At 33.9% G+C, this 24,405-nt stretch carries 25 protein-coding genes and 1 pseudogene; 18 read left to right on the forward strand and 8 right to left on the reverse strand.

Features of this window, described 5'->3' with window-relative positions; genetic code table 11:
• The first annotated feature begins 1,014 nt into the window (after positions 1–1,014).
• The 4 genes from ACWATA_RS28305 (at position 1,015) to ACWATA_RS28320 (ending at position 3,842) form a co-directional block, all read left to right on the forward strand.
• The gene (locus ACWATA_RS28305) at positions 1,015–2,355 is read left to right on the forward strand and encodes an FAD-binding oxidoreductase (protein WP_228307892.1); all 1,341 of its coding nucleotides are present in this window, start codon (positions 1,015–1,017) and stop codon (positions 2,353–2,355) included.
• A 494-nt stretch (positions 2,356–2,849) separates the two neighbouring features.
• A complete protein-coding gene (locus ACWATA_RS28310; protein ID WP_014462143.1) occupies positions 2,850–3,131 on the forward strand; it encodes a hypothetical protein in 282 nt (93 codons plus the stop codon).
• Positions 3,132–3,203: 72 nt separating this feature from the next.
• Positions 3,204–3,446, forward strand: a complete 243-nt coding sequence (locus ACWATA_RS28315; protein ID WP_014462142.1) for a hypothetical protein — start codon at positions 3,204–3,206, stop codon at positions 3,444–3,446.
• Between the two features lie 207 nt (positions 3,447–3,653).
• Complete coding sequence (locus tag ACWATA_RS28320) at positions 3,654–3,842, forward strand: hypothetical protein (protein ID WP_014462141.1); 189 nt, start codon at positions 3,654–3,656, stop codon at positions 3,840–3,842.
• A 152-nt stretch (positions 3,843–3,994) separates the two neighbouring features.
• On the opposite strand, the pseudogene hepT reads toward ACWATA_RS28320, so the two are convergent.
• Positions 3,995–4,398, reverse strand: a pseudogene (gene hepT, locus ACWATA_RS28325) (type VII toxin-antitoxin system HepT family RNase toxin).
• Positions 4,399–4,953: 555 nt separating this feature from the next.
• On the opposite strand from hepT, the gene ACWATA_RS28330 reads away from it, so the two are divergent.
• The 6 genes from ACWATA_RS28330 to ACWATA_RS28355 all read left to right on the forward strand — a co-directional run bounded on the left by ACWATA_RS28330 (position 4,954) and on the right by ACWATA_RS28355 (position 11,229).
• Positions 4,954–6,201, forward strand: a complete 1,248-nt coding sequence (locus tag ACWATA_RS28330; RefSeq protein WP_099000270.1) for a S8 family peptidase — start codon at positions 4,954–4,956, stop codon at positions 6,199–6,201.
• A 212-nt stretch (positions 6,202–6,413) separates the two neighbouring features.
• The gene (locus ACWATA_RS28335; protein ID WP_033580836.1) at positions 6,414–7,094 is read left to right on the forward strand and encodes a DUF1796 family putative cysteine peptidase; all 681 of its coding nucleotides are present in this window, start codon (positions 6,414–6,416) and stop codon (positions 7,092–7,094) included.
• 140 nt (positions 7,095–7,234) lie between these two features.
• The gene (locus ACWATA_RS28340) at positions 7,235–7,930 is read left to right on the forward strand and encodes a DUF1796 family putative cysteine peptidase (protein ID WP_224980808.1); all 696 of its coding nucleotides are present in this window, start codon (positions 7,235–7,237) and stop codon (positions 7,928–7,930) included.
• A 403-nt stretch (positions 7,931–8,333) separates the two neighbouring features.
• Complete coding sequence (gene wecB / locus ACWATA_RS28345; RefSeq protein WP_286128571.1) at positions 8,334–9,425, forward strand: non-hydrolyzing UDP-N-acetylglucosamine 2-epimerase; 1,092 nt, start codon at positions 8,334–8,336, stop codon at positions 9,423–9,425.
• The gene (locus ACWATA_RS28350; RefSeq protein WP_014462133.1) at positions 9,418–10,404 is read left to right on the forward strand and encodes a polysaccharide biosynthesis protein; all 987 of its coding nucleotides are present in this window, start codon (positions 9,418–9,420) and stop codon (positions 10,402–10,404) included. Before wecB ends, ACWATA_RS28350 begins: the two co-directional genes overlap by 8 nt.
• Positions 10,405–11,229 carry a dTDP-4-dehydrorhamnose reductase family protein gene (locus tag ACWATA_RS28355; RefSeq protein WP_228307894.1) on the forward strand — a complete coding sequence of 275 codons (825 nt, stop codon included), beginning with the start codon at positions 10,405–10,407 and terminating at the stop codon, positions 11,227–11,229. It begins immediately after the preceding gene.
• A gap of 204 nt (positions 11,230–11,433) precedes the next feature.
• On the opposite strand, the gene ACWATA_RS28360 is transcribed toward ACWATA_RS28355, so the two are convergent.
• The 4 genes from ACWATA_RS28360 to ACWATA_RS28375 form a co-directional block, all read right to left on the reverse strand.
• Positions 11,434–11,622 (reverse strand): SPOR domain-containing protein, encoded by a 189-nt coding sequence (locus ACWATA_RS28360; protein WP_014462131.1) that lies wholly within the window; start codon positions 11,620–11,622, stop codon positions 11,434–11,436.
• Between the two features lie 309 nt (positions 11,623–11,931).
• Positions 11,932–12,555 carry a DUF1796 family putative cysteine peptidase gene (locus tag ACWATA_RS28365; protein ID WP_228307895.1) on the reverse strand — a complete coding sequence of 208 codons (624 nt, stop codon included), beginning with the start codon at positions 12,553–12,555 and terminating at the stop codon, positions 11,932–11,934.
• Positions 12,556–12,692: 137 nt separating this feature from the next.
• Positions 12,693–13,610 carry an NAD-dependent epimerase/dehydratase family protein gene (locus tag ACWATA_RS28370; RefSeq protein ID WP_014462129.1) on the reverse strand — a complete coding sequence of 306 codons (918 nt, stop codon included), beginning with the start codon at positions 13,608–13,610 and terminating at the stop codon, positions 12,693–12,695.
• Between the two features lie 115 nt (positions 13,611–13,725).
• Positions 13,726–14,949 carry a glycosyltransferase family 4 protein gene (locus ACWATA_RS28375; RefSeq protein ID WP_115652734.1) on the reverse strand — a complete coding sequence of 408 codons (1,224 nt, stop codon included), beginning with the start codon at positions 14,947–14,949 and terminating at the stop codon, positions 13,726–13,728.
• 215 nt (positions 14,950–15,164) lie between these two features.
• Between ACWATA_RS28375 and ACWATA_RS28380 the strand changes: the two genes are divergently transcribed.
• The 4 genes from ACWATA_RS28380 to ACWATA_RS28395 all read left to right on the forward strand — a co-directional run bounded on the left by ACWATA_RS28380 (position 15,165) and on the right by ACWATA_RS28395 (position 18,879).
• Positions 15,165–16,055, forward strand: coding sequence for an NAD-dependent epimerase/dehydratase family protein (locus ACWATA_RS28380; RefSeq protein WP_228307896.1), 891 nt, complete (start codon positions 15,165–15,167; stop codon positions 16,053–16,055).
• Positions 16,056–16,331: 276 nt separating this feature from the next.
• Positions 16,332–17,063, forward strand: a complete 732-nt coding sequence (locus ACWATA_RS28385) for a glycosyltransferase (protein WP_014462126.1) — start codon at positions 16,332–16,334, stop codon at positions 17,061–17,063.
• Between the two features lie 356 nt (positions 17,064–17,419).
• A complete protein-coding gene (locus ACWATA_RS28390; protein WP_014462125.1) occupies positions 17,420–17,554 on the forward strand; it encodes a hypothetical protein in 135 nt (44 codons plus the stop codon).
• 80 nt (positions 17,555–17,634) lie between these two features.
• Positions 17,635–18,879, forward strand: a complete 1,245-nt coding sequence (locus ACWATA_RS28395) for a glycosyltransferase family 4 protein (RefSeq protein ID WP_115652735.1) — start codon at positions 17,635–17,637, stop codon at positions 18,877–18,879.
• Between the two features lie 34 nt (positions 18,880–18,913).
• On the opposite strand, the gene ACWATA_RS28400 is transcribed toward ACWATA_RS28395, so the two are convergent.
• Positions 18,914–19,996: a glycosyltransferase family 4 protein gene (locus ACWATA_RS28400; protein ID WP_014462123.1), complete on the reverse strand. Its 1,083-nt coding sequence runs from the start codon at positions 19,994–19,996 to the stop codon at positions 18,914–18,916.
• Between the two features lie 154 nt (positions 19,997–20,150).
• Between ACWATA_RS28400 and ACWATA_RS28405 the strand changes: the two genes are divergently transcribed.
• From ACWATA_RS28405 to ACWATA_RS28415, 3 genes are all read left to right on the forward strand, one after another.
• Positions 20,151–20,867 carry a glycosyltransferase family 2 protein gene (locus ACWATA_RS28405; protein WP_034327523.1) on the forward strand — a complete coding sequence of 239 codons (717 nt, stop codon included), beginning with the start codon at positions 20,151–20,153 and terminating at the stop codon, positions 20,865–20,867.
• A gap of 145 nt (positions 20,868–21,012) precedes the next feature.
• Positions 21,013–21,537, forward strand: coding sequence for a hypothetical protein (locus ACWATA_RS28410; protein WP_014462121.1), 525 nt, complete (start codon positions 21,013–21,015; stop codon positions 21,535–21,537).
• 15 nt (positions 21,538–21,552) lie between these two features.
• Complete coding sequence (locus ACWATA_RS28415; protein ID WP_014462120.1) at positions 21,553–21,771, forward strand: hypothetical protein; 219 nt, start codon at positions 21,553–21,555, stop codon at positions 21,769–21,771.
• A 1-nt stretch (position 21,772) separates the two neighbouring features.
• Here the strand turns inward: ACWATA_RS28415 and ACWATA_RS28420 are convergent, their stop codons facing one another.
• Positions 21,773–23,089: a glycosyltransferase family 2 protein gene (locus ACWATA_RS28420; protein WP_034327521.1), complete on the reverse strand. Its 1,317-nt coding sequence runs from the start codon at positions 23,087–23,089 to the stop codon at positions 21,773–21,775.
• 243 nt (positions 23,090–23,332) lie between these two features.
• Between ACWATA_RS28420 and ACWATA_RS28425 the strand changes: the two genes are divergently transcribed.
• A complete protein-coding gene (locus ACWATA_RS28425; protein ID WP_014462118.1) occupies positions 23,333–23,767 on the forward strand; it encodes a hypothetical protein in 435 nt (144 codons plus the stop codon).
• Between the two features lie 206 nt (positions 23,768–23,973).
• Here ACWATA_RS28425 and ACWATA_RS28430 read toward each other — a convergent pair whose 3' ends face one another.
• Positions 23,974–24,402, reverse strand: coding sequence for a spore coat protein (locus ACWATA_RS28430; RefSeq protein ID WP_014462117.1), 429 nt, complete (start codon positions 24,400–24,402; stop codon positions 23,974–23,976).
• Positions 24,403–24,405 lie beyond the last annotated feature (3 nt).

Consider the following 24,405-nt stretch of genomic DNA (forward strand, 5'->3'; position numbering starts at 1 on the left):
CATTTAAAAAATAAAAATTAACGTTGACGTTTGTCGCTTTGTTCAGTTTTCAAAGTTCAAGCGCCGCCCTTAAGCGACTTTAATATCATAACAATCCATTAAACAAATGTCAATAACTTTTTTAAAAATCGTTATCAACGCTTTCTCTCTTAACGACGCTTTACCATTATAATTCACTTATTTTTAAAAATCAATAGTTTTTTATTTTTTATTTTAGTTGTATTTTGATCTCCTACCTGAATTGGTAACGATTATATTTCAGTTGTAAAATTTATAACTCAACCCAAAATAAGAGATTTGATGAAATAGTGTTCCATAGCTTAAACGAGACTTAATTAAAGTACCATACCCTTCAGAATATATGTTGAAACAAGAAAAAAGCAAAAAGATTAATCTTTTTGCTTTAAATTAACTATTGCTCTATTCTATAAAAAATAAAAACGATTAGTCTTTAGAAGTACAAGGTATATTAGGTACACAATTTGGAACGTCAGGTACACAGTTTGGTATCTTAGGCATACAGTTTGGCACTTTAGGTAGACAATGCGGTATCTTAGGCATACAACGTGGAACATCAGGTATACATCTTGGCATCATTTTTGTCCCTCTTTTCAATATTCATTTACTTATTATATGTATAAACCTAAGGACAAGCTTGTACGCTCGTCCAATATCATAGAAATTTTTCTAACTTAATATATTGACGCAGATAGAAATAAACTTAGTATAATTCCTTAAATCGCATAATCTTCAATTAACGTAATTCATTCAAAGAAATTAGAATCATTCAGTTCAATAATTTTTATCATGTCTAAATAGGTGCAACCTCTTTTTTTTCTTAATCCATAACCTTTCTAATAATAAAAATTTCTTTTCTAAAACATATTTATTACAAACAATACCTTTAACAACCTTGGCATATATTTTTTAGTTACTAGATAACTCACCCAAGAGTTTGTCCTATTTTCACATATACTAATATTAGAAATCTAACCTTTATTGGGAGTGAAATACATGTCAACACCGTTAACAGGACGAGTCATCTTTAAGGGAGATCCTGGCTATCAACAAGCGATTAAGAACTGGAACCCTTATGTTGATGTCTATCCTCTTGTCTTTGTTTTTGCACAAAATTCTTACGATGTCAGTAATGCTATTAAATGGGCTCAGGAAAATAAAGTACCTTTACGTGTCAGAAGCGGACGCCATGCTTTAGATAAGAACCTTTCAGTAGTAAATGGCGGAATTGTTATTGATGTAAGTGACATGAATAGAGTTTGCCTTGATAAAAAAAGTGAGATTGCAACGGTTCAAACAGGAATTCACGTGGGTCCACTTGTAAAGATGCTAGCTCGAGAAGGCTTTATGGCTCCGTTTGGAGATAGCCCCACTGTTGGAATTGGAGGAATTACGATGGGAGGAGGATTTGGAGTAGTCTCACGATCAATTGGCCTTATAAGCGATAACCTTCTTGCCCTGGAAACAGTAGATGCCAAAGGCCATATTCTTCAAGCAGACCAATCTTGCAATAAGGACTTATTTTGGGCTTCTAGAGGTGGTGGCGGTGGGAACTTTGGATATAATACCGAATACACGTTTAAAGTTCACCGTGCCCCTAAAACTGCAACCGTCTTCAATATTATTTGGCCATGGGATCAATTAGAAACAGTATTTAAAACTTGGCAAGAATGGGCACCATTTGTAGACGAACGATTAGGGTGCATACTTGAGATTTACAGCAAAGTAAATGGTTTGTGTCATGCAGAAGGGATTTTCTTAGGTTCAAAAAAAGAACTGACTAAATTGTTAAAGCCTTTACTAAATGCTGGAACCCCAACACAAACAGTTATAGAAACATTGTCCTATCCAGATGCTATAGATTTCTTAGACCCTGACGAACCAATCCCTGGCAGATCCGATCAGAGTGTTAAATTTTCATCGGCTTGGGGACTTGATCTGTGGTCCGAAGAGCCTATTTCATCTATGAAAAAGTTTTTAGAAGAAGCTACTGGTACAGAAGCCAATTTCTTTTTTATAAATTGGGGTGGTGCTCTAAGCAGAGTACCAAGTAATGAAACAGCCTTCTTTTGGCGCCGTCCATTGTTTTATACAGAATGGACATCTAGTTGGGAAAATAAATCCCAAGAAGCTTCCAATCTTGCATCAGTTGAAAAAGTACGTCAGCTAATGAAACCATATGTAAAAGGGTCCTATGTTAATGTTCCAGACCAAAATATTGAAAAGTTCGGAAAAGCATATTATGGGTCAAACTTCGCAAGACTTCGAGAAATAAAGGCTAAATATGATCCTGAAAATTTATTTCATTTCCCTCAAAGCATCCCACCATCTTGTTAATTACTCAAAATTCAATCAAGCCTCAACCTATACAACTGAATATTTAATATAGAAAGAACTATTGACGGAAAAAAGCAGCAATAGTTCTTTCTATATTTAAACCCTATATAGTATAGAAATCTCTTCAATACAATGGCCTGTATATCACACATAAAAATCTTTCACCTTAAAAAATTTATCCAAATATATGAAAAAGAGCTTTACTATTACATATAACCCCTAAACCCCCTTGGCTTTTATAACAGGCTGTTTTAGAAGTCGTAGTTTCCTTAGGAAGGAAATGTTCATCCAATTAGATCTTTTAACAATAAAAACACCCCTTGTACATTTAAATGTACTTACTCTCGTATCACAACAGCCACTAGACCTAATATGAAAGGCTCTTTTTACCAAATATAGGCTTTTTCATATTGCAGCTTGTCTACCTATGAATACACTATTAATGAGTAAAAGTGAATTTACTCACGTCTTCTCCCTAACTTATCAGAAAAGAGGTGATCGAAATAGAAAGGAATAATTCTCATCATAATAAAAAATCTAATTGCAGCTCAAAAAACAAAAAGAAAAAAAGAGAAAAAAACTGCACCTATATTAGCATTTATATTTATAACCATGCAGAAACTGGAGGACAGATTAGTGGTAACCACAGTCAAAATGCTAATCAGGGCGGTCAGGTTGCTAAACATGGGGGACAAAATGCGAACCAAGACGGTGTAATTGTTAAAGAATGTGGAAGAAGAAATAAAAATGCTAAAGTAAAAAAAGTTCAGTTTTGAAGAGAAGTGAAGAAAAAACCATTCTAATAATATCTCGCAAGATCCCTCTAAAATATAAGAGGTATAGAAAAGGTGATTAAAATACAAACATATTATATGAAGTATAATTTTAAAAATGGTATGTATTATGTAGACAAGTCCTTCCCACAAAAAAAGAAGAAAAGAAGTGTAAGTATTAATCCCCCAGCAGAAACAGCCAGTAAGAACCCTAATTCTAAAATAGCTACTCATGCTTATAACGTAGGAATGGGATTTACAAACACTGAGATAATTTCTTCAAGGATAATTGTAATAGATGGCGGTATGAAGTTTTAGCTAGTATGAAAACTCCATTATATGTAAGGGCTTAAAAGAGATTTCATATAACAATTCCCTCTTAAAGTCCTTATTTTCAATCACAAAAAAAGATTAAATGAAAATGATTAAATAGTACAAGCCTTTGCTTAAAACTTACATATAATAAATTAAATATAGATTCATATGATCTGTATTTAATTTGGTATAGCAAGGGGGACACCGCGTATGATTCCAGAGGTTTTGAGAATTCTTGATCCTGGCACACCGATTGCAAGTGTACTTTTAAGCGGTACTCAAATTAATAACGTTATTTTTTCAAGCTTCGATGAGGCAAGATCTTTAGCTTATTTCGCTACTTCAGCAGGAGTGATTGTTTTAGACGCTGAAGAAATCCAAGGTCTGCAAACAGCTTAATTATTTAAATTAGGACAAGCATTTAGTAGGGAAGCTTGAAAGTATGCTTCCCTACTGTCTAAATATATATTAGATACAACTTTAAGAGATATAACTATTCATTTAGAACAAAAACAAAGATTGTAGGCCTAAAGGTTCTAACACAAACTTAATTACATAATATGTAAGTTTCTATACATCTTATATTTACCAATGCCTTTCCAAAGCCCATAATAAAGAATTTGCTTTGTATAGGTAGTAAAATCACTTAAATGTTTGTCCAAAATTTGCTGAAGAATATCTTGATTAATGGCTTGATAATCGTGAACAGCAATATTTTTGAAACCTACCATAGCTTTCATTCTATAAACAATCTCGCTTGTAATAATAGATTGAGACTCCTACATGTCAAAAGCTTCTCTGCTCGTTTTGGGAAAACCCAAACGTTCTTCAGCTACAATGTGCATCGCTAAATCAATAAAAGCTTGGCAAGCGCGTTGTATATTTAAAATAATAGAGTCCTGTTTCGTATAATCCAGTAAGTTTTGGAAATTTTGCTGGTATACGTGTAGGACATATTGCATGTTTCAATCACATTTATTTTATTTAAAATGATATCATTTTAAATAAATACTCCCAGTCTCATCTACTTTCTGCAGTACACCTTTGCACACACCTTTAAAGCCTTCATTTGCTCATTCATACGCAGCGTGTCATCATCTGAATAAATAACAATGCCTGTCGTATAATTTTGGCTAATGGCTTTTCTCATACACAAAATGACGTAGAACAACCTGTAGGAAATCAGGGCATTAAAGAAGGCAAAATTGCAGATTTAGAACACGTTTCTGGACCTTTAGATGACGATGATCTCGAAGAATTTAGCGATTTTTAAAGACTAAGCCACTAGATATACTAGTGGCTTTCTTTCTAATTACAAATTTGGTGCTTTAAAGCGAGACATAACACTCATTATCTAAAGATAAATTAGTAATATGACAGATAGGATAACTTTTCACTTTTAATAACTCTCTTAAAATACACAATTATTTGTTTAAATAAAGACTCTGTCCAAGCCCTTTTAATGCATCGTGAATACTCTATAAAGAGTGCGATTTCTAGGAGGGAACAAATGCTTCATTTATTAACTACTACTTTATCAGTTTCTGTTGTTATCCTGTTGTTTTATGCAGTGAAATATATTATTAAGATTTTAAAACAACAATCAGTCAAAAACCTAAAAACCATTCCAATAAAAAAGGCATCACCACTATTTAAGCGCCGTATCAACGCTAGTACTAAGGAATTTACAGCTGATGATTTTCAGAACTCAAGCCAAATCATTGTAAAGTTCAAAAAGAATGTGTGCTTTGAAAAACAAGTAAATATTCATCGTAAGAATAAATGTACACTGATATATCACAACAAAGATCTTGATTTTCAGGTCTTACATTCTAGAAAAAAGATTAATGACTTAATTAAACGCTATAGTGAATTAACTGAAGTAGAATACGCAGAACCAGATTATACATTTAAAGCTTCATATACCCCGAATGACCCCTTTTTTCCTTATCAATATGGTCCTCAGAAGGTACAAGCCCCAGATGCTTGGGATGTTACTACTAGTAATGGAAATATAAAAATTGCTATTGTAGACACGGGAATTCAGTTAAATCACCCTGAACTATCTATTAAGCTTTGGCCTGGCTATAATTTTGTAGATGGAAATCTAGTTCCTAACGACGGTAATGGACACGGAACTCACGTAGCAGGCATAGCTGCAGCCCTTACAGAGAATGGTTTAGGCATTGCAGGAATGGCTCCGTCAGCATCAATAATACCCGTTCGTGCTCTTGACAACAGTGGAAATGGTCTATTGAGTAACATTGCAAATGCAATTACCTATTCAACAAATGCAGGAGCAAAAGTTATTAATTTGAGCCTAGGTTCAACTCAAAGTTCAATCACTTTAGAGAATGCCGTGAATTACGCTTGGAGCCAAGGAGTAGTAGTTATAGCTGCAGCCGGAAACGAAGCTTCTAGTACCCCAACATACCCAGCTGCTTATCAAAATGTAATCGCTGTGGCCTCTACAGATAGCAATGATCAAAAATCTGATTTTTCCAATTTTGGCACTTGGGTAGATGTTGCTGCTCCAGGTTCAACAATTTTGTCTACTTATATAGGCAGCTATTACGCATATCTAAGCGGTACTTCTATGGCTGCCCCTCATGTTTCAGGACTTGCAGCCTTGCTAGCAGCTCAGGGAAAAACCAATCTCCAAATTAGAAATACTATTCAATCCACGTGCGATGTAGTACCAGGTACAGGATTATACTGGACTTATGGAAGAATTAATGCAAATCGAGCAGTTCGCTAGCATTAAACTTTAAAGAATTCATCTATTGCGGGTGTTAACAATTTTATTTAACACAGGTCTATAAAGGGTATAAAAAGCGCTGAAACCCCGATTATCAGTGCTTTTTATATTATAAGAGCAACTTACTGAATAACCATGTACATGTATGTCTTCTAAGTAAATCTACCAATCAAATATGTGTATATAAAAATTTAAATAATAGGAGAATTAATGTGAATTTACAGGATGTTAAAGGGCAATATGATTTAATCATTAGCTTAGGTAGTGCTTGTAATCCTGCACTACAACTGAATCGATTAAATTTGAGAAGTTTTACCTCAAGTCCACTTGACTGGAGCTATTCTCCGTATCTTTCAGATGTAAATAGACTACTTCAGAATAAGTTTAATGGATTTATGCAGATTGAGAATATGAGTTTAGTAGATGACAGCGGAGATTATGTATATTTTAATGATAAAATGCTTAGATTCCCTCATCAAAATCTATATAAATCAACTAAATCTTATATTATACAGGACACTTATTACAATATCTTCTCAGCTCATGATTTTGCTATAGTGCCTAATAAAGATTGGACCGATATGTATCCAAAATTCAAAAAAAACCTTGATTACAGAGTTAACAGGTTTATGAAAAAGATGATGAGCAGTAAATCAATTTTGTTTATAAGGTGGGGAGCTAAATATGAGGAAGCAACTGAATTACAAAAAATCTTATCCTCTCTTACAAAAGCGCAGATTAGAATACTTATCCTTAATCCCGTAGACGGTATACAGACTCCTACCGAAGTTGACTGGGAAATCAATAATGTATGTATGGTCAATGTACCACTCGATCCAAATAATGTTTCGACTTGGGACTATGTTCTAGATGGAATATTACTACGTCACTAAATGGACGTTATGTAAAAATCTCTCCCGTTTAGCCTCAGTGTCTTTTTAACTAACACTTTCTTATAAAGATATAGTCACTTTGTCCAATCAAATGTACAAGGTTTAGCATTTACTATAATAGAATTGCTAAATACAAAGGGATGATTATATTGAATTTACAGGATATTAAAGGATCTTATGACTTAATGCTAGGGCTAGGTAGTTGGTGTGGTCCCTCCCTTAATTTAAGAAGGCATAATTGGAGAAGGTTTTCATTCCCTTTAGACTGGATGATATCTAATTCAATTGCTGATGTCACTAGGTTGTTAAGAAATAGATTTAGTGGATTTATGGACCTCCAAAATCTGCAGCGAACTGATGGGTATGCTCATTTTCTTGATGACGGAGTCGCAATTTTCCCTGAAGAAGGTGGAACAGAACCAGTTAATGCTCATTTTATTCACGACATGCATTATAACATTATTTCTGTTCATGATTTCCCTATCATTCCAAATGTAGACTGGACTGTAATGTATCCTTCTTATAAAGAAAAGCTTAATCAACGTATCACGAGATTTTTTGAAAAAATTGAGAATAGCCCCTCTGTTTTATTTATTAGATGGGGAGCAGCTACTCCAGAAGAAGCGATAGAATTAAAGACCACATTATCAGAATTAGTAAACGGTTCATTTAATATACTACTACTTCAACCTCTAGATGGATTAAAAGGCGTAATAGATATGAACTGGACAATTGATGGAATTTGTTCAGTTCAAGTACCTCTAGACAACCCAAATAATGAAGCTGTTTGGGACTATGTACTGAGTGGATTAAGTATAACTAATTTTTGGGCGTAATTCCCACAACTATTTTCATACAATTTTATGTAATAAGAATAAAATTAAGCACCAAAGACCTTGTTTCTTTTCAAAAAGGAAGCAAGGTCTTTTCTGATTTTCACCCCCCTGTATTTACTCTTTAAATATTCGTACTTGACGGCCTAAAATATAAGATTTTAGCCACTAGAAGAGAACTTACAGAGAAAGATTTAAACATTGAACCACAAAAAAGCAGCCATCATTCTTATTAATTTAAAGAGGAGGGCTTATTATTTTAGACTTATCACTTTTTATTGGGAAGATTAATAGATTAGCCTATAGCAAGAAAAAAGGAAAAGCATATTTTAATAAATAAGGGGCCGAATGCGAATTAGGAGAGGGTAATTATGCTTATAAATAAGGTGAATAGGGTGTGTAAAGAATGAAAGTTATGACTATTTTGGGTACAAGGCCCGAAATTATACGTTTAAGCCTCATTATTAAAAAGTTAGATGAATATGCTTCACAGCACGTTTTAGTGCATACAGGACAAAATTTCACTCCTTCATTAAGTGAGGTATTTTTTCAAGAGTTAAACATACGCAAACCAGACTATATATTGGCTAATCAGCAGCTCTCATTAGGTGAACAGTTATCGAAGATGTATAAAGAGCTCGAACAGCTATTTTTAAAAGAAAAGCCGGACAAAGTTTTAATATTAGGCGATACTAATAGTGGTTTAAGCGCAATTCTAGCAGAAAGAATGGGTATATCAGTCATTCATATGGAGGCTGGAAACCGTTGTTTTGATTTAGAAGTGCCAGAAGAAAAAAACCGCCGGATTATCGATGCAATCTCAAGCTTCAATCTACCCTATACTCCTCAAAGTAAAGAAAATTTAATTAAAGAAGGTATCCCCTCAAATCGTATTATTATTTCTGGAAATCCAATTAACGAAGTTTTAAAACATTATGAACCTGCTATAAAAAAAAGCAGCATTCTTGAGAAACTGTCCTTAAAAGAAAATGACTACTTTCTGGTTACAGCCCATCGTGCGGAAAATGTAGATCATGAAGATCGATTGTTGGAAATCATGAAAGGCATCAATATGGTAGCTGAGTTTTACCAAAAGAGAATAATATGTAGTATTCATCCTCGTACTAAATCTCGAATAGAAAATATTTCACTGCTAGAAGTTCATCCGTTAGTAGAATTTCATGAGCCTTTTGGTTTTTTCGATTTCGTAAATTTAGAAAAAAATGCTTTTTGTGTCTTAACAGACAGCGGAACAGTTCAAGAAGAATGCTGTTTGTTTTATGTTCCTACGGTAACTATTCGTAAAACAACTGAAAGACCAGAAACCATTCAATGTGGAAGTAACATGCTGTCAGGAATAGATGCTGACCAAATCTTGACTTGTGTTCATGTAATGGTGAACCAATTAAAAAATTGGTCTTACCCTGAAGGATATGGTCATGTAAATGTTTCAGACAAGGTAATTAAAGTTGTACTAGGAGGAATGAAAGGTGTTTAATAATAAGACAATTTTAGTAACAGGTGGCACAGGTTCTTGGGGATATGAACTTGTTAAGCAACTACTAACACATAACCCTAAAGAAATACGTATTTTTTCGAGGAATGAATCAAATCAATTTACCATGAAACAAGAATTTGATAACCATCCTAAATTGAATTTTATTATTGGAGACATTAAAGAAAGAGAAGCGCTAATTGAAGCATGCCAAGGCGTCAATTATATTTTTCACTTAGCTGCTTTAAAACATGTTCCGGTATGTGAAGATCAACCAATTGAAGCCTTAAAAACCAACGTACATGGTACTCAAAATGTAATAGACGCTGCAATAAGCTGTGATGTAGATAGAGTCGTTTATATCTCCACTGATAAAGCGTCAAATCCAGCTAATTTTTATGGTTTATCTAAAGCAATGGGAGAAAGATTAATCATTCACGCTAACACATTAAATACTAAAACTAAATTTGTTTGTATACGTGGCGGAAATGTGTTAGGAACTAACGGAAGCGTTATTCATGTATTCAAGAAACAGATTCAAGAAAAAGGAAAAATCGGTATTACTGATCCTGGGATGACTCGTTTCTTCTTGACATTAGAGGATGCAATAAAGCTAGTTTTCAAAGCCACATTTGAAAGTCTAGGTGGAGAAATTTTTGTCATGAAAATGCCCACTTGTCGGATTATTGACTTAGCCAATGTGTTAATAGAAGCTTCTGGAAAAGAAAAGGTTGAAGTTGAGATATTAGGTGTAAGACCTGGAGAGAAAATTCACGAGCTTCTGTTATCTGAATACGAAAGTGCAACAACTGTTACTTACGACGACGAGTATTATGTTATCCTACCTCCAATTCATATTGAAGGTTTAAAAGAACATTATTTAAATTATGCTCAAGTAAATCTAGAAAAATATGATTCAAGTAAACAAGTAATTAGTAAAGAAGAAATTAGAGAGATGTTGCTGAAAGGCGGGTTTATTTAAATGAAAGTACTAATTCTTGGTGGAAAAGGAATGGCAGGTCATGTAATCACTAGATATTTCATACAGCATACAAACCATGATGTTTTCTGTACATCAAGAGACCCTAAGGATAAAAAGGCTATTTACTTGGACGTAACTAACTTTAAACATGTTGAGGAGACCATAGAATCTATTAAGCCAGACGTCCTTATTAACTGTATTGGAATTTTAAATGAACACGCTAGCCATAATCCAATGCATGCTTTTCAAGTAAATAGCCTACTTCCACATCAGTTAGCTAAATTTGTTGAACGGCATCAAGGAAAATTAATTCATATTAGTACAGATTGTGTGTTTTCAGGAAAAAAAGGAGATTATACAGAAAACGATGTTCCAGACGGTACCTCTGTATATGCTCAGTCTAAACAGCTAGGTGAAATTATTGACGAAAAACATTTAACAATCCGCACTTCTATAATAGGACCCGAGTTAAAGAAGGATGGCATTGGTTTATTCCTATGGTTTATGACACAAAAGGGCTCAATTAAAGGGTATAAAAAGGCACTGTGGAATGGAGTAACAACGTTAGAATTAGCTAAAGCAATTAATTTCTTCTTAGAAAATAATACTTCCGGACTCTATCATTTGCACTCACCGAAGAAAATATCAAAGTTTGCATTACTAGAATTGATTAAAGATATCTTTAAAAAAGATGATGTCAAAATTATTCCTAATGAGGATGTAATATTAGATCGTACTATTATTAGTACTCGGACAGATCTTTGTTATCCAACTCCTAGTTACCAGCAGATGTTAATGGAGCTGAAAGAGTGGATGTCAAAATAACTAGTACTCACCATATGTAAGAAAAACATGATAAGATGGGAAACACTAAAAATGATTTCTCTCATACTAGCTTATGATAAACAGATAATAAAATTCATTGTATACTTCTACAAGAATAAGAATAGACAGCTAGACTATTTTTATAAAAATAGTTTAGCTGTCTATTCTTATTCTAATTTATAGTAAAATGAAAATAAAGTTACGTTAGAGATTAGACTCAGCTTTTTCAACGTGCTCAGGTATCACGTATACAGTAAGACCGTAGCGTTCTTTTATTTCCTTTGCAACTTGTTCTGCTATAATCTTATCAATAAATGCTCCTGTTATAATTCGATAACGTTGCTTTCCAGTTATATCGTATCCTTGTTGCAACTCTATTTGCTTATGATCCATACCCTTTCCCCCTTATCCGGTTAACAAATTAATTTTTTTAACATTGACTTTTATATAGGCACCTCGAAAAGCACCTTAACATTAGCAAGGAAAAGTTTTTTGCACTGCATCTATTTCAATTAATACAACTTGTCCATTAGTATTGTATAGAGGTTATATGTATAGAAAATATTAAATAAGCTTCAAGAGGCAAGTGAGTACATACACCAAGTAAGTATGATGGAGATTTTCTTCCCATTCAAATCTCCTAAGGATATCATTTGAAAAACATAACCTTTTATAAATACATTAAAGGGAGAGCTAACGTACTTATAAAAGGGAAACACCATCAAGTATCCTTTTCCAATAATGATTATTAGCGTTCCATTTATCTTGATTGGGTAATTCAATAGCACAAACTTTATTTAGCGACCATTCTTTTTCAACTAAATCATTCACATCCGTATGATTAATAATCAGAATGCTAAAGTCACTTTCAATCATAGTAGATAAAATGCTCTCAAGCTCTGCAGCTTCTTCACGATTAGCTTCCGTTCTAATAAACAGAATACGCTGGCCAGTAGATAAATTCTCTAAAAACCGTTGAATTCTTCTATCGTACTTCTCTTTAACCTCCCCGTATCCTCCTAAGTGAGAAAGTGTATTTTTATCAGTCTTAAAATCGTGGTTAAACCCTATATTATAAATTTCATCCCACACTAATAAATCCCAATCAGATACGTACTGGATTATCCTTAAATTATCCGGGTTTAAAAAGTCAGCAAACTGATTTTTCAAAAGCATGTTTACCTTTTTCAGATCCGGTGAGGATACCCAATCCAAAATCCCCGCAAAGTTTCTTAAGTTATTGTCTCTCAGTTTAAGAGATGTCAAACATAAATCGCCTAAACTAAAAATGGCGCTATATGCCCCTTTTAAATCTTCTAGTTTCATATGGGTTGCTCCTTAAAGGGTCTTATTGTACAAGGCTATACAATATTAAATGCAGGACTATCCTAAAATGTTAGGGCTAATGAGCATATAGTTAATAAAATAGACAACTAGTTAAGAAATGTAGAAAAGCTTAAATACTAAGCTTTTTTTCTAGAGAAAGTATATGTTTCCTTTAACCCCTCTAAAACAGATACTCTTGAAGACCATTCTAATAGCTTTTGTGCTTTCTCACTGTCGAGACAACTATGTTTGATATCCCCAGGTCTCCCTTCCGTATAAACAACATCAATATTAGAACCATGAATATACTCAAGGTTTTTTAATAAATCGTTCACTGAAGTTTTCTTTGTAGTACTGGCGTGAACAACCTCTTGGTTCCCTTTTTTAATTGCTGCAATATTAGCTTGAACAATATCTTTTACATATATAAAATCACGTGTCTGTTCCCCATCACCATGAATATTAAAGGAAAGCCCTTTGCTCAACCTTTCTAAAAACACTGCTACTACTCCGCCTTCTCCTTTTGGCGTTTGCCGTGGCCCATATACATTTCCGTATCGAAGAATTGTATATGGTAAATTATACAAATAATGAAATAGACGTATATACGATTCAGCAGCTAGCTTCGACAGACCGTAATAAGAAGCTGGCACAGTTGCATCTTGTTCAGTAATTAATTCCTTTTGTAGATTTCCATATACAGCTGAAGTAGAGGCAAATATAAACTTACCTACCGAAGCATCTCTACAGGCTTCCAGCAAATTTATAGTTCCTTTTATGTTCACATCTGCGTCATATTGAGGCGATTGGATAGATCGTGAAACATCTGCCTGAGCAGCTAAGTGAAAGACTATGTCAGGCTTTTCATCTAGAATGATTTGTTTGGCTTTATCACTACATATATCTTCTATATGAAAAGTAGCAAGAGGGTGTATATTATCATACTTTCCAGAAATTAAGTTATCAATTATGTGGACATTAAAGCCTTGTCTAATGAGCTCTTCTACAAGATGGGAACCAATAAATCCCGCCCCACCAGTTACTACAGCCTTCATATACTATTCTCTCCTCTTTAAAGTTTTAATAGTATATGTCACCTATAGGGCTCCTGTATAAGCTACCTACCCAATCATTTCCGAAAAAAGACATTTAGCTTCCTTTTCGATATATTTACATTTCACTCTTATGTGAAAGCACCTCTTTATAAACATCTAGAACTTTTTGAACTGCATCTTTCTGATCCCAATGTTTTAAAGCCCATTCTTGTGCATTGGCTCCTAACATGCCTCTATATGCTGGATCTATTAGCAAATTATAAAGGTTTTCACATAACGATGTGGCATCACCTGCCGGGAAAATTAAACCTGTAGATCCATGCTGAACCATTTCGGGTAATCCCCCTGCGTCACTTACTATTACTGGTTTTTTAGCAATCTGAGCTTCAATAACTGATAAAGGTTGATTCTCTATAAGACTTGGCAAAACAAAAATGTTAGCAAGAGAGAGTAAAGAAGGCACATCGTTTCTATTACCTAAAAATAAAACCCTCTTACCTAAACCGAGCGCTCTACTCTGAGCCTTCAACTCAGCTTTTTGATCTCCATCTCCAACGATCCAGCAGACCCAGCCTTTCTTAATTTTTTTGAGTTCACTGAGAGCCTCTAATAGATGATGAATACCTTTAATTTCAGCTAATCTCCCTGTATAAATAATTACTTGTTGACCAACTGGTGGATGAACATTAGATGGTGTTTGCATTCGCTTTAAAAAAGAATCTATATCATATCCGTAATGAAACACTTTAAGTTGATGCTCATTAACCCTAAATTCCTGAATTAAAATTTCCTTTAACCAATGATTTGCAACTATAGTACAATCAGCAGCCATAGCACCTGTATGTTCAAGTTCATTAAAATATTTAGTAGCTATATCAGCTGTAGGAGCCTTCAGAATGTCTTTGATGTAGCGATTTAACTCGTGAGCAACACAACCATGTATAGTTGCTACCACCGGCGTTTTTACACTCTTTAAGGAACGAATACACGCAGTTGCTACAACATCTTGTGTGTGAATTAAATCATATTGGTTGATATTTAAACGAGAAACACCTCTTGTATAACCAATACGTTCTTTTTCATAAAATTTCACTACTGGATCTTTATATAGAATAGGAGTATTTTTCTCATGTTGTTCCAATTCTTCTACTAATAATAGTTCATCTTTAATTACCTCTATATTTTTATTAACAATATGAACTGATTTATTTCCAAGTCCATGTCCAAGTAAATCTACTTCATGACCCAACCCTTCAAGCTCTTGCTTTAATTGCTGCATATAATTCCAAACTCCACCTACATGGGGAACTTCCCAGAATGTAGCAAGCAGTATTTTCATTATGTTCTCTCCTCTTCCCGTAGCATTCACGTTCTAAAAGTCTCTCTATATAGGTATTCATGGAATTTGTTAATGCTATAGACCTCTGCCTGTATTTTCACTCTATGTTTTAGGATCGTGTCTTGTTGAGCATTAGATGAAATATTTAGCTTTTTAAGCATACATCTATAATAAGTTTTATTTATTAGATTATTATTCAGAGTGGGGTGTCGTGATTGGATAAGAAACCTACGTTACTAATTACCGGTGCTAGTGGATTTACTGGACTTCACGCATGTGATTATTTTTCAAGATTAGAGTTTGACGTCATAGCTATCACAAACATGAATTCATTTTCTAATAAGCAAATTAAACGCAGAACATGCAATCTATCTAATAATGAGTCGGTAAAGGAGTTAATTTCAATAACCAAGCCGGACTACCTCCTTCATTTGGCAGGTCAAAACGCTGTGGGATTATCCTGGGATAATCCCATTCAATCTCTAGAAGTAAATGCAATGGCTACAGCATACTTACTTGATGCTCTTAGAAAAGAGATGCCTTCTTGTAAAGCTGTTATTGTAGGTTCTGCTCTTCAGTTTGATCCAACGGTTCCAGCCATGTTTAATCACCCCTATGGTCTGAGTAAGACCATTCAAACCCTCATTTCGCAATTTTGGTCAAATCAATACAATATGAATGTTGTTGTCGCTAAACCATCAAATCTTATAGGTCCTGGCTTCTCTAAAGGAGTTTGTTCCATTTTCGCTAAAAAAATTATAGCTATGGAGAAAGAAGAGGGGGAAAAGTATCTGAGGGTGAGTAACTTAAATAATCGTTTTGACTTCTTAGACGTACGAGATGCTGTTAGAGCTTATGATTTTCTGCTCAGAAAAGGAGAAAATGGACGTTCATACAATGTCTCTTCTGGAAAAAGTAATTCTTTACAAGATATTATAAATATTTTCAAAAAGATAACTCCTATTAAATTTCAAGTGAAAGTGGATGATAAAAGTCCTTTAAATAATTTTGTTACTTCAAACCCTACAGCACTAACTGACTTGGGTTGGCAACCAACTACGACATTAGAATCTTCTATCCGGGACATTATTGACTTTTATCGTTAGAGATTCTTTCTGTCATTATAATTACCTATTCACCTTTATGGAAAATCAGAGTTTAGGTGCGTAGAAATAGCAATTCTCTTATAAAATCAGGTTTTTTATATGAATGAAGTTTCTGCGAAAGCATGTCACTTAAGAAGGTTTATGCATATTCTAATCAAGAGTGTGATTTCATTAATGAACTTAGAACTATCATCTCCACCTTTTATCCACCTACAAAAGTCATAATTTAGACTACGTTTCACTTATGCTATAAAAATTTTTTTCGGAGGGGAAACAATGGGTCCAAAAGTATCAATAATTATTCCTTTTTACAACTGTGCCTTTGTCGATCAAGCAATCAAAAGTGCCTTAAACCAAACTTATGAAAATGTTGAAGTAATTGTGGTAGACGATGGTTCTACATCCCACACTGCGAAGATAGAGTCCTTTAAAGATAAAATTGTTTATATAAGAAAAGAAAATGGCGGGACGGCTACTGCAATAAATACTGGTTTATTCACTGCTACAGGAGAGTATATAGCCTGGCTAAGCTCGGATGATTATTTTGTTCCTGAAAAGATTTCTAAACAACTAAACTTTATGAAGCAAAGGAACATAGATGCCAGCTTCACTAACTTTGACTATATTAATAAAGATAACCAAGTTTTAATACCTTGGTGCTGTAAACGTTTTTCTAATTTAGAAGAAGTGTATAATGCCTACTTAACGTATAATGCTATAAATGGATGTACCATTCTTATAAAAAAGAAGATCTTTGATGAAATTGGGATTTTCTCTCCGGATTTTCGTTATACTCATGATTATGAGATGTGGTTTCGTATGCTTGTCAATGGCTATGAAATCCATTATTATGATGAAGCACTCACAAAATTTCGTTCTCATGAAAAATCAGGCACCAGTAGATACCAAAATGAGATGAGAGAAGAAATGAAAACTATCGAGTTTCATTACCGCCCTCTGCTGCAAAAATATATAAGTAAATCACAATCAAATCCTTCACAAGATTAGGTGAGTTTATCCTTCTATGATTATCCCTTACACCCTCCTATTTAGTCTTTATTACAAGTATTTCCACTCGTTACTTTCATTTAATAAATGAAACGTATTATTAGGACACAAGTTTATCTTTCACTCTAAAAACTTTACATGGAAATGTGTAAAGTTTATTACATACAAATCTGTATGGAAACTTTAATAAACAAACTTTGTAAAAAAGAATTTGCAAAAATTGTTATTATATTTATCTACTATCAGCGTGCACTCGTCCGTGCCAATTAAAAATTTTGGACATATTATATAGATAGGAATTTGCAAAATAATAAAAATTTAAGCATATATCAATTTTGAGAAAAGAAGGGACATACATGAAGAATAATAAGGATTCGTTATTTGATGAAAATCTAATTGAGTTTTTAAATGAAGTAAAAACTAATTTACCTACCAATTATAAGATACCTGATCCTGGGGTTGTAAGTATAATTCTTTCTCATACTCAATGAGGTGCTTTAGGCGTTGAAAATTCTTATTCTTCTCCTCTTACTATTGAATAGAGAGAAAATAATTAAAGGATGATTATAAAATGAAGATTTTATTAGTTTCCTATTACCCACTCCCCTATACCGGAGGCGTTTGGACATTTGTATCATCACTCCAACAGTCACTGAAAGAGTCAGGTCATACAGTTCATATCCTTAGCCAGACCCCTGATTTAAATAAATATCGAATCATTGGACAAAAACCAGAAATAGATATTGCTGTTCTTTCTCCCTATATTGAAGAAAAATTGCTTACTGAGCTTCCTTCACTTCCAATGAAGAGTTGGATATACAACACTGAATTATTTCGTTATAGCTTAGAGCTTTCCGCAGCATATTACAACCTTCAGCAATATGACCTTATACATGCGCTAGATGTCACAGCAGCAAACGCTATAAATCGAGTTAAACCTTCTCATATTCCACTTGTTACTAGTGCTCTTGGAAATTTATCACGTGATATCTTTTTCACACTCAAAACCATGCACCCTCATAAAACAGACGAACAAATAGAAGCTACATTTGAATATCAATATCACCAGGTGATTGAGAAGTTAGGATATCAAGCCAGTGATTTCATTCATAGTCCAACCGAATGGATGTCTCGTAATATTGCAGATAATTTTTCTATTCCTTCAGACAAAATTGTTACCTTTCCATATGGAATTAGTAATCAACAGTTCCTTGGGGATGCCATGGAGAAGCCACTTATCGGACCCAAGCAGAGTAAAAAAATTATCCTTTATATGGGAAGGCTTGTCTATTTAAAAGGCATTCATCACCTCCTAGATGCCCTTGCTCTCTTAAAAGAAGGTAGACAGGATTGGGAATGCTGGATACTGGGGGAAGGCGAAATTAAAGGGGAATTAGAAAAACAATGCACAAACTTAGATCTAAAAGATAAAGTTAGATTTTTAGGTGCCTCGAATAATGTTCTTCATTTCCTTAGAGAAGCCGATATCTTTGTTCACCCTAGTATTCACGATACTCAGCCTTATTCTGTTATGGAAGCCCAGCTTGCAGGCCTTCCTGTTCTTATTAGCAATACAGCTGGATTACCTGAAATGATTGAAGTGGGAAGGAGCGGGCTAGTCTCTTCTGTAGGAAATATTTATGAACTGTATGAGCAATTAAAGTATTTGCTTGCAAATGATTTACTTCGAAACCAGCTAGCTTCTTGTACAAAAGAGTGGGCTCAAGATAAATGGGACCTTAACAAAATGGTTACTAATTTTTTGTCGCTTTACGAACAAGCAGAAAAACTTAACACAGAAAATCAAGAAAAATAAAATACCAGATACTAGAAAATATCTGGTATTTTATTTACTTACTGAGGTTTAGTCCCAGTGATTGAATCATTGAAATAAAATTCACACAGTATAAATCTGGGTTGAAATTTACTTTTACGTGCTCAAAAGCATCTTTACGTATCTTTTCTCTTAACTGAGAATCCGTCATTAACTCCTTTGCCTCTTTAACAGCTTCGGTAACGTCACCTAATGTATAGTATTTCCCCGTTTTATTATGAATAATTGAGCTTCTTACGCCATCGGAGTCAGTGGTTAAAACCGGACATTTACAACTCATCGCTTCAAGAAGAGAATATGGGGCTCCTTCTACCTTTGAAGTAGAGCATAAAAACCCGCCTGATTCCCCTATCATGGAAAAATAAACGGCCATTTGATCATTCGGAACGTTTGCATGAAGAAAAAGATGTTTTTCTAAATCTAACTGTTTAATTAATTTTTCAAATTGACCTCTTTCCTTAGCTTCGCTTAGAGTAGGGTCTTCAAACATATGTAATCGTATGTTTGAATTGTGATTATGGATTAATTCGCTACCGATTTTTAAGAACTCTCTCCAATTTTTGTTATCTTCGATTCGCCCAATCCATGCGACGTTAGGCTGATGACTAGTAGGTACAGCTTTATAGGAGAACTGATTAGTATCAAAACAATTGTTGAAACTAAACTTTGGAAATGAGGGGTAGAGTTCATCTAGTAATTGCACGATATGAGGAGTCTTGGGATTAAGAAATCCTGAAGCATAGTTAGTGACAAGAGGTATAGCATCTGTAAGAGCAGATTTTGCTGTACTTTTTGGGCCGTACCCTTGTATTTCAATAATCATTTTCCCTTGATATCCAAGCGATCTGAACCGAGGAAGAGCTTGAAAATCTGAGACAATGACAATGAGACTATAATCTCCTTCATCAAGTATTTTTTTAATTTCATGGTCTTCATTCGTTACAAACGTTTGGGTCCCATGGTCATTTATGCTTTTCTTTCTATTTTCATAATAAAGGCAATGAGCATTAATGTTGTACTTTTTAAGGGCTTTACACCTTTGACGATTTAACGTTTCTACTCCTCCACTTGGAACATAAAACACGAATAATACATTCATTTTCCCTCTCCACCTTTACGTGTAGAATTAATAAACTTCTATTTCATATGTAAACCGTGTTACATATGTTAATAAATGCGATGTAAATTTAAAAATTGTTATTTTCCCTAAAAACATAATCACAGATTTTTAATTCTTGAAAGGAGAAGTGAATATGTCAAAAGTATCTATTGTTGTGCCATTCTTTAATTGCTCTTATATCGATCATGCACTAGATAGTTTAACTAAACAGACCTACACCAATATTGAAATTATAGTAGTAAATGATGGATCTACTAAGCATACGGATAAAATCCTTCCCTATTTAGATAAAATCATCTATATTACAAAAGAAAATGGTGGCACAGCGAGTGCTTTAAATGTAGGAATTCAGCAAGCAACAGGTGATTATATATGTTGGCTTAGTTCTGATGATATTTATGATCATCATAAAATCGCCATACAACTAGAATCGATGAAAACTCATAATGCCTTTTTTAGTCACACAAATTACTACGCCATCAATTATAGAGGACGAATTATTAGTCCGCCTTTAGGTATTCAGACGTTAAATAAATTAGATCTTATCACTAGAATAAGCAAAGGAAATATTATTAACGGCTGCTCAATTATGATTCACAAAAGTGTGTTTGACCATGTGGGTCTTTTTGACGAGACACTTCTTTATACTCATGACTATGACTTATGGTTACGAATCATTCAAATATTCGATTTACAATACATCCCTCAGCCCCTTTTGTTATCAAGGATACATGAAAATATGGGGAGCAAAAAATATGCTTCTTTTATAAAAGAAGAAAACAAAATTGTAATTAATCGTCATAAACACGTAATGGAACAGCTAGCGTTAAAATATAAAGAACACTCTTAATTACTATTTAGTTCTTGCTACTGTATAAGAAAGGCGGATTTTTAAGTAAATTAGGTAAACCGCCGAGCACCTTAAAATCGGATAAGCATATTATAAAACATAGATAATAATGCAAAAACTTTGCTTTAAGAAAGGATGAATTCTATTGGCACTATCAAGTGAAGCAAGAGCAGCGTTGTTAAAAAACCTGCTTTCATTACCTCAAACAGTCAACACAACTACTACTTCTGCTACAGACCTTTTAAATGCTGTCAACCCTGCTACTACTGTAACTAACGCCTTAAATACTATTAATCCTACTACTGTCGTAACAGATCTTTTAAATACTGTTAATACAACTACAACTGGCCTTTTAAATACCGTTAATACGACTACAACTGATATCTTAAACACTACTACGGGTCTTGTAAGTACTACTACTACTTCTGCTAGTGATCTTTTAAGAAATCTTCTCTCCATATTAGCAGGACTACCAATTTCATCTGGTTCAGCCCCGATTAGAAACGACTTAAAAAATCGTGTTAATCAAACAGTTCAACTATCTACACCAAATGAAACCATTACAGGTGTTTTACTTGCTGTTTTATCAGACTACGTGGCAGTTGCTGAAAGTGACGGATCGTTAAACTATATCCCACTTTCTAAAGTTGAAACAGTATCATCACTTTAAGGAAGGAGTCATACTATGTTTGAAAGTACTTTAGTAGCTGAATTAACAAAGCGTATTGGTACACCAGTCGAAATCGCACTAGCAGATGGCTTTGTTGAAGGAATTATCACTGCTGTAACAAATGGCCTTATTACAATCCTTCAAACTGTGGGATATGGATATGGCGGAACTACTCTTCCTTTAACTATTGCTCTTCCATCAATTACTTCAATTAAAATTTCACCGGTTGCGTAAACTAGTCAAGGTATTTTAAGAAATCACTCCAACTGGAGTGATTTTTTTTCGTGATACTTAACGGATGTTCCCTTACGTTATAAACTGTCATATCCTTATATAACAATCGATGTGTTTTTATTAGATCATTTAATACACTTACATCCTCATACATTCGTCCTCCTTCAAAATCAATTAAAGGAAACCCGTTATTTTGTTTTAAAGTCGACGTACGATAGATGCGAGGTCCTAAGGGAAATACATAGGAAAGAAGGTCGTTTCTATTGAGAATCGCTCGTCCTTTCCTTAACCCTTTATACCTTATATTTTCTTCTCCATTCTGCTTCCATGCTCTTAAATTACCGTAGAGAACAGCTACATCTTCCTTTAAATTTTCTAAACATCTTCTTATAGTGTAAAATGCATCTGGGTCTAGCCAGTCATCGGCATCTAACTCCATGACAAATTCTGTTTCAACATATGATAGAGCCGCATTAAGAGCCCTTGCTTTCCCACCGTTATCTTTACTAAGAAACCTAAAACCTGGTGTGTTTTTAAAACTTTTTATAATCTCTAGGGAATGATCGTTTGATCCATCATCAACTACTATTATTTGTTCTGGAAGACTACTTTGCAGAATACACGAGTTAATAGCTATCCCTACATAATTAGCCATATTATAATTAGCTATAATAACAGCAATTGAAGGAGCTAAGTTCTGTTTCTCTAACTTTTGCTGATACTTCTCTATAAAATTTAACTTTTGAAGATTACTACTGGTTTTATCTATGAATGTTTGATTAACCAATTTATTCGGTGAAGAAGCGATAGATAGTTCATCTACTGTTGAAAGCCAAGATGGAAGAACAGATTCTTTAAATGGAATGTGGCATCTCAAAGAGAAGGGATGTTGTTGGAGAAAAGAAGCCTTTGACAAAAACGGTCGCTGTATAACTTTATTATTAATTGTGATATCGTAAGTCATTACAACTTTCTCATCATCTAATGCTAATTGATGCTTCGTAATACTATTATCTAAATAATCATAACTATACAAGAACATGACATATTCACAAGACAGTGATTGAATGTGATGATTTAATGTTAACCCTAAATCATTATCAAGTAAGTTTATACATTTTGTCTTTGCACCTTCAAAAGTCAATCCTAATTGGTTTAAAGACTCCGGTATGTCTAAGATAATAATTTCATCTATACGATTATTAATAAGATGCACCGAATCTATAGCTTTTTTTATCGAACTTGAGTTTACATATCCAATTAAAAACAAATGAATATCCTTCATATATACTCCTCCGCCTTTAAGAATTCTAGCCATCATGAGGCCTCATTAAGCTGTTTTCCTGACACCTAATTTATTGCTTTACATATGATCATTCTATGTGTATCTCTCAGTATGTATGGTTTAAATTCGAACACTTTTTCATTAAAAGAATCCTTAATCAGATGTTAATCTAATTAATAACAGTTTAAATAACACTATAAGGTAATTAGTTTGTCCAATCACTACAGGTCACCATTTCATATAGTAATAGTACATAGAAAGGAGGTTAAAAATACCATGACGATATTATTAGATTCTAGAACATCTCAAAATGCTAGTATAGCTAACTCTATTTCTATCCCTATTACACTTCTCTCTAATCCAGGTCTATTCGGTCAAATTGGCCTCAACGTTACAAGTGCTACAGGTGCTATTCGTACTCAATTAAGTGGTACTGTAGCTTGCCAATTACCACTCCTCCCTGTCGCAACTACTGTTACAATTACTATTGTAAGAGGTACTGCCTTTAACGACCCAGTTGTCTACTCTTCATCGGAGGCGTTGAATATTAACCTTTTAGGACCACAGCTTTTTACGTTTACTGCTTCAGATTTTAATGTACCAAAGCCAGCTTCTAATCTTTTAATTTACACAGCTTTCATCACTTGTAACATCCTAGGAACTGTGAGAGTTGGACCAGAAAGTTTTAATGGAGTTGCTTATTCGGATTAAGAATATTATTCAATTTTATTTAATAAAAAAGTCTTCGCTTTTATAAACGCGAAGGCTTTTTTACTTTCTTTTATTTACTAAAACACGCACGAATAAATTTAGCTAAATGCATTCACAGAATAAAATTCCCTGTTTATTCTGTTTTCCTATATAGGATTACAATAATTTCCCTTCCTTGTTTTTACGCTCAGAAGGTTAGTTACATATTAAAGGATGTCTAATGTAACTAAGATAGCGATTAATACTTGTAATAGTACTTGAAGATTTACAGCGATATCTGTGTCAGTAGCTGTAACATTTACATTTGTAGAGTTTTCAATAATTGTTTTTTGAGAATTTTTTTGTTTAATGCTAGCGAATTGTTTTAGTTCTTCAACGACGCTGTTTCCTTGCACATTATCACCGATTGTAATACGAACTACTACTGCAATAGCTATCTGTAAAGCTACTTGAATAGTCGCTGCAATTTGAGTATCTGTCGTTTGTACTCTAACACCTTCTGAATCTTTAACAATAATTTTCTCAAAAGATTTTTGTTCAGTAGCAGCTATTTGATCAGCTTCTTGCCATACGTCTCTACCACTGAACCGTTTATTTTCACAATGGTCTAGTGCTCTCCATTTTCTTTCACCCATTTT

It is taken from the genome of Priestia sp. USM5 (genome assembly GCF_058323215.1).

What these genes read in the sequence shown, in the direction of transcription:
- ACWATA_RS28305 (WP_228307892.1), top strand. Translation starts at nt 1,015, where the DNA reads ATGTCAACACCGTTAACAGGACGAGTCATCTTTAAGGGAGATCCTGGC.
- ACWATA_RS28320 (WP_014462141.1), top strand. Translation starts at nt 3,654, where the DNA reads ATGATTCCAGAGGTTTTGAGAATTCTTGATCCTGGCACACCGATTGCA.
- ACWATA_RS28330 (WP_099000270.1), top strand. Translation starts at nt 4,954, where the DNA reads ATGCTTCATTTATTAACTACTACTTTATCAGTTTCTGTTGTTATCCTG.
- ACWATA_RS28340 (WP_224980808.1), top strand. Translation starts at nt 7,235, where the DNA reads ATGATTATATTGAATTTACAGGATATTAAAGGATCTTATGACTTAATG.
- wecB (WP_286128571.1), top strand. Translation starts at nt 8,334, where the DNA reads ATGAAAGTTATGACTATTTTGGGTACAAGGCCCGAAATTATACGTTTA.
- ACWATA_RS28355 (WP_228307894.1), top strand. Translation starts at nt 10,405, where the DNA reads ATGAAAGTACTAATTCTTGGTGGAAAAGGAATGGCAGGTCATGTAATC.
- ACWATA_RS28360 (WP_014462131.1), bottom strand. Translation starts at nt 11,622, where the DNA reads ATGGATCATAAGCAAATAGAGTTGCAACAAGGATACGATATAACTGGA.
- ACWATA_RS28365 (WP_228307895.1), bottom strand. Translation starts at nt 12,555, where the DNA reads ATGAAACTAGAAGATTTAAAAGGGGCATATAGCGCCATTTTTAGTTTA.
- ACWATA_RS28370 (WP_014462129.1), bottom strand. Translation starts at nt 13,610, where the DNA reads ATGAAGGCTGTAGTAACTGGTGGGGCGGGATTTATTGGTTCCCATCTT.
- ACWATA_RS28375 (WP_115652734.1), bottom strand. Translation starts at nt 14,949, where the DNA reads ATGAAAATACTGCTTGCTACATTCTGGGAAGTTCCCCATGTAGGTGGA.
- ACWATA_RS28385 (WP_014462126.1), top strand. Translation starts at nt 16,332, where the DNA reads ATGGGTCCAAAAGTATCAATAATTATTCCTTTTTACAACTGTGCCTTT.
- ACWATA_RS28390 (WP_014462125.1), top strand. Translation starts at nt 17,420, where the DNA reads ATGAAGAATAATAAGGATTCGTTATTTGATGAAAATCTAATTGAGTTT.
- ACWATA_RS28395 (WP_115652735.1), top strand. Translation starts at nt 17,635, where the DNA reads ATGAAGATTTTATTAGTTTCCTATTACCCACTCCCCTATACCGGAGGC.
- ACWATA_RS28400 (WP_014462123.1), bottom strand. Translation starts at nt 19,996, where the DNA reads ATGAATGTATTATTCGTGTTTTATGTTCCAAGTGGAGGAGTAGAAACG.
- ACWATA_RS28405 (WP_034327523.1), top strand. Translation starts at nt 20,151, where the DNA reads ATGTCAAAAGTATCTATTGTTGTGCCATTCTTTAATTGCTCTTATATC.
- ACWATA_RS28415 (WP_014462120.1), top strand. Translation starts at nt 21,553, where the DNA reads ATGTTTGAAAGTACTTTAGTAGCTGAATTAACAAAGCGTATTGGTACA.
- ACWATA_RS28420 (WP_034327521.1), bottom strand. Translation starts at nt 23,089, where the DNA reads ATGGCTAGAATTCTTAAAGGCGGAGGAGTATATATGAAGGATATTCAT.
- ACWATA_RS28425 (WP_014462118.1), top strand. Translation starts at nt 23,333, where the DNA reads ATGACGATATTATTAGATTCTAGAACATCTCAAAATGCTAGTATAGCT.
- ACWATA_RS28430 (WP_014462117.1), bottom strand. Translation starts at nt 24,402, where the DNA reads ATGGGTGAAAGAAAATGGAGAGCACTAGACCATTGTGAAAATAAACGG.